We start from the raw sequence: 12,982 nt of genomic DNA, 5'->3' as shown, positions 1-12,982 counted from the left end.
CCCCATCTGTTGGGCGCAATGCGTCGGAATAACCCGGCTCGGCCGGCGCCATTCCACCGTATTGCGCCCAACAGACGGTGGGGAGCTCAGTTCGTGTAGACCGAATCGATGACGCCCTCGAAGTCGGCGAGGACCTTGTGCCGCTGCAGCTTCATCGAGGCGGTCATATGCCCGGAGTACTCGGAGAGTTCGACGTCGAGCAGCTCGAACTTGCGGATGGACTCTGCGCGCGAGACCCGCCGGTTGGCGGCCTCCACGGAGAGTCCGATCTCCTGGCGCACCTTGGGGTGCTTCGCGGCGTCGATCAGCGAGAGCTGCCGGTGCCCGTTGGTCCTGCACCAGTCGGCCACGGCGTCGGCGTCCAGGGTGATCAGCGCGGCGACGTAGGGGCGGTTGTCCCCGATCACGACGACCTGCGCCACCAGCGGGTTGGTGCGGATGACCTCTTCCAGCGCCAAGGGGTAGACGTTCTTGCCCCCGGCGGTCACGATGATGTCCTTCTTCCGCCCGGTCAGTGTCAGGAAGCCGTCCTCGTCCAGCCTCCCGAGGTCACCGGTGCGGAAGAAGCCGTCCGCGGTGAAGGACTCTGCGGTGGCAGCGGCATCGCCGTGGTACCCGTCGAAGACCACCGGTCCCTTCAGGAGCACCTCGCCGTCCTCGGCGATCCGGACGGTGTTGCCCGGCACGGGGATGCCCACGGTGCCGATGCGGGTGGTCCCGGGAATGTTCAAGGTGATGGGGGCGGTGGACTCGGTGAGGCCGTAGCCCTCTTGGACCGGCAGCCCGATCCCGGTGAAGAAGTGCGCGATCTCGGAGTTCAGCGCAGAGGCCCCGCAGATCATGTAGCGCACGCTGCCGCCCAGCCGGGCGTGGAGCTTGGCGTAGACCAACTTGGCGAACACGGCTCGCCGCGCACGCAGACGCACCGAGGGGCCGGGGCCGGCTCCGGTGTCCGCGTCCTGGACCGCCTTCGAATAGGCGATCGCAGTCTCCCGGGCGGTCTCGAAGATCTTGCCCCTGCCTTCGGCGCGGGCCCTGGCCGAGGCTCCGGCGTAGACCTTCTCGAACACGCGCGGGACAGCGAGCAGCCAGATGGGCCGGAAGCTGGCCAGGTCATCGAGCAGCGCGGCGGGGTCCGAGGAATGGGCGACCTGGACACCGCGGTGCAGACACATGAGTTGCACGGCGCGGGCGAGCACGTGCGCCAGGGGCAGGAACAGCAGCGTGCGGGACTCGTCCTTGCCGAGGATCTCCTCGGCGAAGGGGAGGATGTTCGCGGCACCCTCGGCCAGGTTTCGGTGGGTGATGCGCGCGCCTTTGGGCTCCCCGGTGGTGCCGGAGGTGTAGACCAGTGTGGCGACGTCATCCAGCGTGGCGCGGGAGCGAGCGGCCTCGAGCTGCTCGTCGGAGATCTTCTCCCCCGCGGCGGTGAGATCGTCGAGCTGGCGCAGCTCTCCGATGGGCAGCGTGGAGGGGCGGGCGCCGTCGAGCTTGGCCGCGGCGGTGCGCAGGCAGTCCTGCAGCTTCGGGCTTCCTGCGAGCGCAAGCTTCACGTCGGCCTCTTTGAGCAGCGCGTTGACCTGGTGCGGGGAGCTCGTCTCGTAGACCGGCACGGAGATCGCGCCGGCGAACCATATCGCCTGATCCACCACGGCCCAGCTGTAGCTGGTGGGGGCCATCACGGCCACGCGATCCTCGGGCTCGATCCCCAGCGCGATCAGTCCCTTGGCGACGCCGCGGACCTGGTCCACGAAGCTGGTGATGGAGACATCCACCCACCCGCCGGTGCCGTTGGGCACCGCGTACACCGGCTGCCCTGGCCGGGCTGCCAGAAGCTCCAGCACCCCGTCGGTCGCATTGGTCTGCGGATCCAGCTGCGCGACCTGCTGGGTCGCGGCCTCACGGATCCGGTCGGTGGTGCTGATCTGGACCGGCTGTTCGCCGCCCCGGCTGTCCTCGGTCATGGCCCCGCCTGCTCATCGATTCTCCTGCGGTGGAGTCCCTCATCCGCTGTGCCGCTCATTCTACTGTTCAAATGGACTTTTCGGTGCGCCTGCGGGCCAGGGCCGCGTCATAGATGTCACTGGCAGGCAGGGAGTGCGCCGCGCCCAGCTCCTTGGCCGCGGTCTTGAGCTTTGTGCCCTCGGCGACCTTCTGCAGCACGACGTCGGCCAGTTCCGTCAGGCTCGGCGCTTCGGCCCCCGTTCCGGCGGCTGAGGCGCCGCCGAGCACGAGGACCATCTCACCGCGCAGGCGGCGTTCCGCGGCTTGGGCGGCCAATTCTCCGAGGCCCCCGCGCAGCACCTCCTCGTAGCGCTTGGTCAGCTCACGAGCCAGGGCGGCTGGGCGGTCCTCGCCCAGAGCGGCGGCGAATTCGGCCAATGTCGCCGCGACCCGGTGGGGGGATTCGAAGAGGACCGTGGTCCATTCCTCTCCGGCCAGGCGGGTGAGCAGCTTCTTGCGCTCCCCCGCCTTGCGCGGGACGAATCCGGCGAAGGTGAAGCGGTCCGTGGGCAGCCCGGACAGGGCGAGCGCCGTGGTCACCGCGGAGGCTCCTGGGGCGACGGTGACCCCCACGCCGGAGGCGATCGCCGCCTCCACCAGGCGGAAGCCGGGATCGGAGACCGAGGGCATCCCCGCGTCGGAGACCACCAGGATGTGGGTGCCGGTGGTGGCCTGGGCGACCAGCTCCTCGGCGCGGGAGGCCTCGTTATGTTCATGCAGGCTGACCAGCCGGGCGTGGGTCTCCACACCCAGCGCGCGGGCCAGGTGGCGAGCGGTGCGGGTGTCCTCGGCGGCGATGACCTCGGCGCTGGCCAGCAGCCGCTTCAATCGATCGGTGGCGTCGCCGAGATTGCCGATGGGGGTGGCGGCCAGGACGATCGGGGTGTCCCAGAGAGTGGAGGCACCGGCGCTCTGGAGGGTGGCCTCCTGCGCGGGCTGCTCCTCGAGGGTGTCCTCGGAGGCTTCATCGAAGGTGTCCTCGAGAGTGTCATCGGATCCGTCTGCTTCGCCTGAGTCCATGACACGCCTGCTTCTGATCGGTGATCGGCTTGCGCCAAGTAGCATACCCATAGTGACCCCCGCCGAGCCTGCCCGCAGCATCCCGGTCCCCGCCGGGAAGTCTGCCGGGCGCGCCGAGGCCCAGGCGCAGACCGGCACTCCGAACCACGATGAACGCGGCAGCGCTGCGCCAGGTGGAGCTGCGTCGGGTGGAGCTGCGCAGGAGACGGATGAAGCTGCGCTGGAGAGGATGCAGCGCCGGCTGGGTGCGGAGCGTTACCGCCCCGGGGTCTGGGGCTGGGTCCTGCCGGTGCTGATCACCGTCCTCGCCGGGATCCTGCGGCTGCGCGATCTCTCCACCCCGCATCTGCTCATGTTCGATGAGACCTACTACGCCAAGGACGCCTACGCCCTGCTGAGCGCCGGGTACGAGCTGGTCTGGCCCGAGGACGCGGATGAAGCATGGCTGGCCGGGGACGCACAGCCCACCGAGGAGGGCGCCTATGTGGTGCACCCCCCGCTGGGCAAATGGCTGATCGCGATCGGCCTGCGGGTCTTCGGACATGATTCGGCGTTCGGCTGGCGCGTGTCTGCGGCGGTGGCCGGGACGCTGGCGGTGCTGCTGGTCGCGCTGATCGCCCAGCGGATCTTCCGCTCGGTGTTCCTCGGGGTGATCGCAGGGTCGCTGACCGCCATCGAGGGGCATCACCTGGTGATGAGCCGAGTCGCCCTGCTGGACATCTTCATGATGTTCTTCGTCCTGGCTGCCTTCGGCGCCCTGCTGGCCGACAGATACAGCGGACGACGGCGACTGGCCGCCTGGGTGGCCACTGGCGAGTCACCAATGGGGCCGGACAGCAGCCGGGTGCGCGGCGGGCCATGGCTGGGGCTGCGACCCTGGAGGCTGCTCGCCGCGGTGCTGCTCGGCGCGGCCGTGGCGGTGAAGCTCTCCGCCCTGGCGTTCCTCGTGGTCTTCGGCATCATGGTCATCCTCTGGGACCTCCAGGCCCGGCGAGCCGCCGGCGTCGAACGGTGGTTCCGGACTGGACTGCTCCGCGATGCACTGCCGGCGGTGGCCACCGTGCTGCCGCTGGCGGGGGTCACCTATCTCGCCAGCTGGTCGGGGTGGCTGCTCTCGCGGGACGGGTGGGGCCGGACCTGGCACCTGAGCAACCCGGCGGAGGGCCTGGCGCAGCTGGTGCCTGGCCCGATCCGTTCACTGTGGAACTACCACGTCTCCGCCGCAGACTTTCATCAGGGTCTGAGCAGCGGGCATGAATATGCGTCCTCCCCCTGGACCTGGCCTTTCATGGGCCGCCCAGTGTCCATGCACTACGACTCGATCGCCGCCGGCGAGGTCTATGCGCAGACCGGGGAGACCTGCGGTGCGCAGAAGTGCTCTTCGGCAGTGCTCGACCTGGCGAATCCGCTGATCTGGTGGACCGGACTGGTCGCCGTCCTCATCGTGCTTGCGCTCTGGGTCGGACGTCGCGACTGGCGCTATGGGGCCATCCTCTCCGGCTTCGTCGCCGGACTGCTCGTCTGGCTGCTCTTCCCCGACCGGACCATGTTCTTCTTCTACACGATCAGCTATCACCCCTTCCTGATATTCGCGATCACCGCGATGGCGGCACTGGTGCTGCGCATCGGCACCGGACCGCAGCGTCGAGACGGCTTCATCCGCAGCCGCGGCGCGATCATCGCCGCCCGGCAGCGCAATACGGTGATCGTGCTGTGCTTCGTGCTCCTGTGCGTGGCGGTCTCGGTGTTCTTCCTGCCGCTGTGGACCGCGGAGATGATCCCCCATGGGGAATGGCGGATGCGTATCTGGATTGATTCCTGGCTGTGAACCAGCAGTGATCCGCCGTTTCCAGCGGTGACCACAGTCGGTCGGCGCATAAGCTGGGACCATCCGAACCACCCGGAAAGGAACGTCCCGAGCATGCTCCACACAGTCGCACCCCTGCCCTCACGGACCCTCGCGGCGGAAGGGCGCCGCTGGTCCGTCGAGCGCGCCTGGCCCGCTGACGGCGAGCCCGGGGTGCTCATGGTGGAGGTGGCCGCCGTTCCGGAAGGCCACGCGGTCCCCGCCGAGGGGGAACCGAGGGGCCCCGAAGTCGCTGGGGGCACGGGCTCGCGGACCGATCGGACCGCGGCCGGGACACCTCTGTCCCGCCGGGCTCGACGGGCGGGCCGCTTCTGGGTTCAGGCCCCCACCGAGTCGGATCCTCCCGCCGAGCACCTGGAGCTCTTCGCCGCCGGCACCGACCCCGACATGCCCGCCCTGGAGAAGGTGGCTCGCGGCGGAATCGTGATCGCTCACGAGCCGGGTCGCCGCGCGGTGGTGCGGCACAGCTCGGGGACTTCCAGTGGTCACGCCGAGAGCGCCGGACGTGCGAACCGCCCCGGCAGCGCAGACCGTGCAGACGAGACCTACACCGTGGTGATGCCCCTGGACCGGGCGCAGACGCTGCGCGAAGGGATGCAGCACGCCCAGGCGTTCTCGGGTCCCTTCCGGCTCCCCCGGACCATCGCCGAGGACGAGTCCAGCGCCACCTTCCAGGCGCTGCCCGGAATCTCGCTGCACCGTCCAGAGCGCTTCGCGCCGCAGGAGTGGGAGGCGGCCTGGGACCAGGTCCTCGAGGCGTGGTCCACGGCGATCCAGCATCCCGGCGAGCTCCCGGAGAGCACGCCGGTGCACGATGCTCCCGCCGAAGTCCGCCGGCTCCAGCGCTGGGAGGAGAAGACCCGTCCCTACATCATGGGCGCCGATCTCTTCGAAGAAGCGGTGGAGGCAACGTGCGAGGCGCTGCGGAAGCTGCCGAGGGGGCGGCTGATCCCTGCCCACCGGGAACTGCGTGACGAGGACCTGCTGTGGTCACCCGATCTCGGACCCGGGCTGCTGAAGGTCTCCTCCGCCGGCCGGGCCGACCCTGCGCTGGACCTGGGTTCGCTGCGCGCCTGCGCCCGCTGGAACGAACTCCGCGGACTCTGGGAAGCAGAGCAGCGCGCAGTGGTCTCGCGGCTGATCAACGACACCGCCTACCGGAACGGGGTCTCTGACCATGCGCTGCGCACCTACGAACACAGCGCCCTGCTGCGCCTGAGCTGTCAGTACACGTTCTCTCCGAGTCTGGCCGACGCCGCGGAACACCTGCGCGCGGAGCTGGTCCAGGCCCAAGAGCGACGATGAGGGTTCTGCCGTGACAGACGAGCCCATGCCGGTCCAGGAGGCCAAGGCTGCGGTCCGACGGAGGCTGCGCGCCCAGCGTCGGAAGCTCAGCGTGGATGACCTCACCACCCGTGGTGAGTCCCTGGCCGCTGTTCTGCGTGAAGTGGTGCCTGCGGGTTCCGCCGTGACCGGCTACCTGCCGATGCCGGGGGAACCTGATCTGCGCCCCTTTCTCCGTCAGCAGCGGCGCGGCGGCGGCGAGGTGTACCTTCCCGTGGCGGCTGACCCGCGGCGACGCGAGCTGCAGTGGGTGGCCTGGAATGAGGACACTGTCCTGAAGCGGCATGAGGTCCTTCCCCTGGACGAGCCTGTCGGGGACAGGATCAGCACCACGGAGCTGCTCATACGTCACCCGGGCCTGACCGTCCTGGTTCCGGGGCTGGCTGTGGACGCCGACGGCGCGCGGCTGGGCCAGGGAGGCGGCTTCTATGACTCCACCTTCGGCCCGGGTGCACCCAGCATGACCGCTGGCGGCGCCCGGGTGGGTGGTGGCGTTGTCGGGCATCCCGCTCACCTTTCGCCGCGCTTCTTGGCAGTGGTCCATGCTGAAGAGGTCTTCGAACGTGCGGCCTTCCCGGTGGAGTCCCATGACCTGCGAGTGCACGGGATCGTCACCGAACGCGGCGCGATGACCGTGAGCCCCCTATAATCGACTGGCAGCAATCACGCACGTCGCCGGGTGGACCCTCTGCCCGGCAGCGCCCTTCGCCTCTGAGGAACTCGATGCCCACTTACGCCTATGCCTGCAAGGACTGCAGCCACGCCTTCGACATCGTGCAGAAGTTCAGCGAGGACTCGCTGACCGTGTGCCCGGAGTGCCAGGGCACGCTGCGGAAGAAGTTCGGCTCGGTCGGTGTCTCCTTCAAGGGCTCCGGCTTCTACCGCACAGACTCCCGCGCGGCAGCCACAGCAGGCGCAGAGTCCTCCAAGGGCTCTGGCTCGGAAGGCTCCTCGCCCGCCTCCAGCGGCTCCTCCGACTCCTCGGGATCGTCACCGTCCTCCGAGCCGAGCAAGGCAGCCTCCAGCGCGGGCTCTTCGGGCTCCGGGGCCTCAGGCGCCGGTTCGTCAAGCTCGGGATCGTCCAGCTCGGGATCGTCGACTTCACGGTCGTCGAGTTCATCGAGTTCCTCCCGCTGAGGCTTCGCCCGGGTTCGACCCGGAACCTCCCGCTCCGCGCAGGCTGAGGTGCAGCCTCCCCTCGTGAGTGGCCTGTGCGATGGACTCCGCGGCGGCGAGATCCACGGCCAGGATGACCACGCTTCCGGCCTCTCCCCCGCTCGGCAGCCAGTTCTCCGACTCGTCCTGTGGCGTCCACAGCACCGGCACTTCACGGGCCACCGGCTCGGAGTGTGAGCCTCGTTCCGGGGAGTCCGAGGAGACGAGGACATCGACGCGCTGACCTGGAGTGAGCAGACCGACCATGGCGGGATCGGCGGGACGCACCGGCACGGCCACCGTGCCAGGGTCCTGCCCCGCCAGCAGACCCGGACCGACGAGCTGGTTCGGATGGATCAGCGCACCAGCGGGCAGGGGCACGGCGACCTGCTGTCCCACCACCTGCTCCAACTCAGCGCTGTAGCCACGGGGCACTGCGGCGACATCCACTGCGATCTCCTCCACCATTCCCGGGACCAGCCGTTCTCCCGCCGCGACATCGGTGCTGACTCGAAGCGCCGAGGCCGTCTCGAGCTCACCCTCACCGGCCGTCATCAGGGCAGCAGCTGCAGCGCCCAATCCCAGCAGCACCGCCAGCGGAATCCGGAACCGTCGCAGCAGACCCGGCAGCGCGGAGCCACTCAGACGCCGGTTGACCCGTGGAGGTCTGCCCCGTCGCGGACCGCGAGACCCGCGACGACGCTTCCGGGGCCTCAGCGGTGTCGGGGAATTCGGCAGCGTCGGGGCAGGCCGAGACTGGGTCAGATGACGAGGGTGGCTGAGCTGAGGAGACTGAACCGATGGATCATCTTCAGTCCCACGGTGCGGCGCAGACGGCTGGGAGAGCTGGGTGGCGCGACGCGACTGAGTCGGACCTTGAGCCGGAGTCGGTCGCCGTGCCCGGCGCGGGCGTTCGGGGATGAAGGGCCCGGAGGATTCCTTCGCTGAGGGAAGCGTGCGCATGAGACCAGGATGCGCGCGGCGGATCCCGCCGAACCGGGCCGGCCCAGGACTGTGGAGAATGCCACCCCTGCGGATGCATGCCGCGTCTCTGGGGAAGAGCGTACCGGCGCGCCCAGGCCAGGAGGGTTACCAGTGCGGCGGGCGCTGACTGAGCAGCCACTCCTCATGTTCGCTGAGCCCGGGCCTCTGCCCGGATTTCTTCCCTGGCCCGTTCCCTGTCCTCTGACTCGCGGTCTGGCCTGGGTGAGTTGCCGACTGGGGATCGGCTCCCGGTTCGCCGTCCGGATCAGGCCGCTCCCCGGATCTGGCAGCATCAGCATCCGCGTCAGGTTCGCTGAAGGGATCGGAGAAGTTCGACTCGACCTCGTGAGACTGTCCGGAGGTCGGCGGGGCAACCACACGGCGTCGTCCCCTGCGTCCGGTGCCAGCCGCGCCCCCGGCAGCCCCGGCGTCCCCCGAGTCCGCTATTCCTTCCATGCCCCGCGCTCCCGCGGCGAGAGCCACTTCTTGGACTTGCGGTGGGAGTCCTCATCCTCGATGTCGGCGGCGCCGCCGAACCGGATGCCCTCGCCGCGGGCCTCCTGCTCGCGCGCCCGTCGACCGCGCGGGGTGATCCCGGCGGTGTGCACGGTGATGCGTCCCGATTCGGCGAACTCGGGTCCGGAGGCCAGGCCCACCTGTTCGGCCACAGCCTCGGTGCACCGCACCGGATTGGAGAACACCTCGATGGTCCATAGGGCCATATAGCTCCAGCCCAGGTGCTCGAAGGCTGTGGGGCGCTGCCGCGAGCGCTCCCGGACTGACATCGCCCCGTAGCTCTTGGTGCCGTCAGAGACCATCGCAACCGGCACCATCTGCGTGTCCGGGGTCGCCTTCCGCGAACAGGCGGCGAGGTCCAGGGTTCCGCGGAACCCGTCTTCCACGCGGCCGCCGCGGGCACGGATCCGGTCCACCAGGTCCAGCACCAGCGGATCGGTCAGCTGCGCGGACGCCGTGGGGTTGGTGTCCCCCTCGAGTCCGAGCCTGACCAGGTCATAGACATCGCGAGCGCCCTCGGTCAGCGCCGGTCGGTCCATGTCCGCGCTGGAGAGCGAGGTCACGACGCGCAGGTGCTCTCGGGCCCGGGTCACCGCGATCGCGAAGTATTCGCGGCCGCGCGGCTCGGAGAGCTCCCCGAAGCGGGTCGCGGCCTCGCCCTTCACGGAGCGGCCGAAGCCCAGGCTGAAGATCACGTCGTCACGGACCAGGCCCGCGGCGCGCTCCACCGGGGTCACCACGAAGCCCTCACCGTGGGCTCCCTCGGCGAAGAAGGGCTTGGCCCAGGCGTGGTTGGCGAGGTTGAGCCGGATCGCGTCGGCCACCCGGCGAGCGTGCCATTCCGAGCCCGTGATCACCGCAAGTGAGGCGCTGCGTCGGGACCTGACATGTTCGAAGACCATGTCCACCACGCGGTTGACCTCACCGGTGGGAGATTCCACGGCGTCACGGTATCCCGCCGGCACCCCGGCCACCTGCTCTACGGTGAAGCGGCGGTTCTGTCCGGTCAGCTGGGCGGCGTCGGGAAGCCGGGTGAGCTCCCCGTCGTAGAGCGCGGAGGAGAGCAGTCCGGTCAGCTCCTGGTCCACCCCGCGGTGGACCTGGCGCAGCGGGTAGAGCGGCAGCACCGCAGAGAGCTCCGCATAGATCGAGGCGGGGCGGTGCTGCTCGGTCTCCCGCGCCACCGGATCGGCGGAGACGTGGAACGGCGTGGGCGAACCCGCCACCGGATCGCCGAAGGCCACAACCTGCCCCGCCCGGGTGATCGCGTTCAGCGCAGTGGGCACGGCCAGGGATTCGGCGTCGAGCAGGATCACGGCGTCGGCCCGGTAGTCGGCGGGGAACTGTTCCCCCAGCCCCAGCGGAGAGGTGGTCCAGATCGGCACCAGCGGCTGGGTCAGCTTCGGGTTGATCGCTTCCAGGGACTCGATCGTGGGGGCGGCATCGCGCAGCAGCTCGCGCAGGCTGCCCGCCGCCTGCGGGTGGGCCTCCACGGCGGACTTCCAGCGCACGGACAGGGCGTGGCCCAGCCGCTGGGCGCTGGACTCGATGTGCCCGGCGTCGGCCTCGCGGAAGGTGGACTCGATGCTGCGCAGGTTCTCCCCGGTGGTCATCGCCAGGTAGTCGTCTCCGGAGATCATCGCCTCCAGCGCGGACTGCCACCAGGAGAGCTCGAGCTCATCGGCGACCACGTTCGCGCTGACCCCGCGGGCGGCGAAGTCCTCCATGAGATCCCGGAAGCCCTGCTCCCGCAGCTGTTCGCCCAGCAGGGTGCGCTCGGGCAGCGTCTCCAGCGGCTTCTCGTCGCCGGCGAGGGTCTCCACGGTGTCGAGCAGCTTCTCGATCGGCATATCAGCGAGCGGTCCGGCCTCGAGGACCTCATCCAGGCGCTGCAGCCGGCCCTGGACCTCGCCGAAGGTGTCGGTCAGCCGGTCCACCCGATGGGGCACCTTGGGCGCGGAGCCGGAGATGGACCATTCGGCCCACTCCTCACGCTCACTCTGCACCTCGATCAGCGAGGTGTGCAGGTCCCCGATGGCCACGCTGGGGCGCACGTACTCCTTGGCCACCCGGCGCAGCCGCGAGCGCGTCACCGAGGTCATCTCCACGTTGTTCTGCCGGCGCCACCAGCCCGGGGCGGTGGCGGCGATCAGATCATCGACGGGACGGGCATAGACGTCGTGGCTGAACTTGCCCAGGGACTCCTGCACGCGCTGGAACAGCAGCACCTGCCGGTTCCAGTCGCTGAAGGTCTCCCCCGGGGCGATTCCGGCGGCCTGACAGGCCGAGCGCATCATCCGGCTCAGCTGCGGCAGCTCATCGCGCAGCTGGACGACCAGGGTCATCGCGTCCCGGGTCTCCTGCCGGTTGGACAGCCGGGCGTTGTACCAGGGGCTGTCACGGGTCTCGGCGGAGAAGGCGCCCAGTTCGGCGGCGCGCCTGAGCTTCACGGTGATCTGGGTGCGGTCCACGGTGTTGTCCAGCACCGAGCGCTTGAGCCGGACAGCGGTCGACGGCGCGGGGTTCAGGCTGGTCAGCGCGGCCAGTGCCTGCATGGCCTGGTAGGGCGAGCAGTCCCAGCGGCGGCGCACGTTGTGCAGCGACTTCACGTGGTTCACGAGCTGATGGCGGGAGGTCTTGAGTCTGGTGTGCAGGGCGGTCAGCCGAGGGGGCTCGGCACGCTCGGCGCGGCGGATCGCGCGGATGAGCTGTTCGCGGATCTCCTCCGGGGTGGACGCGGCGGAGATGTTCCCGGCCAGGGTCCCCAGGTGCACCTCGGAGAGGCGTTCCTTGAACTGCTCCAGGGTGGCGGTGCGCTCGGCGAGGACCAGGACGCGTTTGCCCTGCCAGGCCAGGCCGGCGGCGGCGTTGATCGCGGTCTGGGTCTGACCGGTTCCGGCGGGGGCGGAGACCACTGCGGACTGTCCGGCGAGGATGGCGTCCAGGGAGGCCTGCTGGTAGGGATCAGCATCTGCCACGAGGCGTTCATCGCGCGGCTCGCGCTCATCCACCGGCGGCAGGTCCATCAGGGTGCGCACGGCGCGGGTCTGACCCAGCTGTGTGGAGCTGGCCATGGCATGGATGACCGGGTGATCCAGCTCGAGTCCGGTGGGGTCTCCCAGGAAGGTCAGGTCCGCGAAGGTGGACACGTAGAGCTGGCGCCACACCTGTACGGACTCCAGGGAGGGGACCTCAGCGGCGATCCGGGCCAGCATGTCTGCCGGTCGGTTCGGATCAAAGCGGGCCGTGACGTAGCCGGTGTTGTGGAACTCCTCAGCGTCCAGGTGGGTGCGGTGCCGAGCGGCGAGGTGCCGGATCAGGGCGGGGTTCAGCCGGGCGGGTGCGCTGAACTGGATCTCGAAGTCTCCGCTGCCGTCCTCGCGGGGACGCAGCGTGATCGGCACCAGCATCACCGGGGCGGTGAAGTCCTCGGTGAACCGCTCCCCGGAGGGCCCGCTGCCGGCGTCCTCGGTCCAGCTGGCCACGCCGGCGGCCAGGAACCCCACGTCGATCCCGCGCTCTTCAGACATCTCGCGGATCTTCGCGCGGATCCCCTGAGCGGCCTGCTTGCCGACGTTGAAGGCGGAAGGGTCATTGAGCAGCGTGGAGAGCCGTGTCTTGCGACCGGCCATCAGCTGCATCATCCCGGAGGAGTTCGCGTCGGTGAGGTCGATGGCGTTGTGCTGACTGGGCGCGAAGCGCAGCATGGTGTCGTTCTCAGTGCCCGAGCCCACGGATTCCAGCCAGGCCGCCACGGGATCGCGACCCTCTGCGCCAGTGCCACCCGGCTCCTCCGGCGAACCGGCAGAGTCGGCGGACGCTGGCGAACCGGCAGAGTCGGCGGACTCGCCGGAACTCGCCGAGGCAGACGAAACTGGGGACTCCGTGGAGGAAGCGGATTTCGTGGAGGCGGCGGTGCTGGCCGGGGCGTCGTCGTCGGAGGTGTCTGGGCGCTGCTGCTCGACCGCGGGTTCCGCAGCCTCATTCTCGGACGGCAGGTCCAATTCCTCAGCGGCTGGTTCTTTGCTCACAGACGACCTTCCAACAATCCCCACTCCGGGACGAACTCACGCTCGGGCCCGGCCCCTCGCC

At 69.6% G+C, this 12,982-nt stretch carries 8 protein-coding genes; 4 read left to right on the top strand and 4 right to left on the bottom strand.

What is annotated here, in order from left to right:
• Positions 1-86 precede the first annotated feature (86 nt).
• Both H4W27_RS02990 and rsmI read right to left on the bottom strand, forming a co-directional pair.
• Entirely contained in the window at positions 87-1,964 is a 1,878-nt protein-coding gene (locus H4W27_RS02990) for an AMP-dependent synthetase/ligase (protein ID WP_225938980.1), read from the bottom strand.
• A gap of 67 nt (positions 1,965-2,031) precedes the next feature.
• Entirely contained in the window at positions 2,032-3,024 is a 993-nt protein-coding gene (gene rsmI, locus H4W27_RS02985) for a 16S rRNA (cytidine(1402)-2'-O)-methyltransferase (RefSeq protein ID WP_192594619.1), read from the bottom strand.
• A 52-nt stretch (positions 3,025-3,076) separates the two neighbouring features.
• Between rsmI and H4W27_RS02980 the strand changes: the two genes are divergently transcribed.
• The 4 genes from H4W27_RS02980 (at position 3,077) to H4W27_RS02965 (ending at position 7,372) form a co-directional block, all read left to right on the top strand.
• On the top strand, positions 3,077-4,852 hold the full coding sequence (locus H4W27_RS02980; RefSeq protein ID WP_318782101.1) for a dolichyl-phosphate-mannose--protein mannosyltransferase: 1,776 nt from the start codon (positions 3,077-3,079) through the stop codon (positions 4,850-4,852).
• Between the two features lie 93 nt (positions 4,853-4,945).
• Complete coding sequence (locus tag H4W27_RS02975) at positions 4,946-6,196, top strand: hypothetical protein (protein ID WP_192594618.1); 1,251 nt, start codon at positions 4,946-4,948, stop codon at positions 6,194-6,196.
• A 10-nt stretch (positions 6,197-6,206) separates the two neighbouring features.
• Positions 6,207-6,884 (top strand): 5-formyltetrahydrofolate cyclo-ligase, encoded by a 678-nt coding sequence (locus H4W27_RS02970; RefSeq protein WP_192594617.1) that lies wholly within the window; start codon positions 6,207-6,209, stop codon positions 6,882-6,884.
• 74 nt (positions 6,885-6,958) lie between these two features.
• A complete protein-coding gene (locus H4W27_RS02965; protein ID WP_192594616.1) occupies positions 6,959-7,372 on the top strand; it encodes an FmdB family zinc ribbon protein in 414 nt (137 codons plus the stop codon).
• Here the strand turns inward: H4W27_RS02965 and cpaB are convergent.
• The gene (gene cpaB / locus H4W27_RS13525) at positions 7,352-8,353 is read right to left on the bottom strand and encodes a Flp pilus assembly protein CpaB (RefSeq protein ID WP_225938979.1); all 1,002 of its coding nucleotides are present in this window, start codon (positions 8,351-8,353) and stop codon (positions 7,352-7,354) included. The two genes, H4W27_RS02965 and cpaB, sit on opposite strands and share 21 nt — an antisense overlap.
• Before the next feature lie 464 nt (positions 8,354-8,817).
• On the bottom strand, positions 8,818-12,921 hold the full coding sequence (locus tag H4W27_RS02955; protein ID WP_192594614.1) for a DUF4011 domain-containing protein: 4,104 nt from the start codon (positions 12,919-12,921) through the stop codon (positions 8,818-8,820).
• Positions 12,922-12,982 lie beyond the last annotated feature (61 nt).

Origin of the sequence: Nesterenkonia lutea (genome assembly GCF_014873955.1) — a bacterium.
GTDB lineage: Bacteria > Actinomycetota > Actinomycetes > Actinomycetales > Micrococcaceae > Nesterenkonia > Nesterenkonia lutea.
This window is presented reverse-complemented; position numbering and strand designations above follow the sequence as displayed.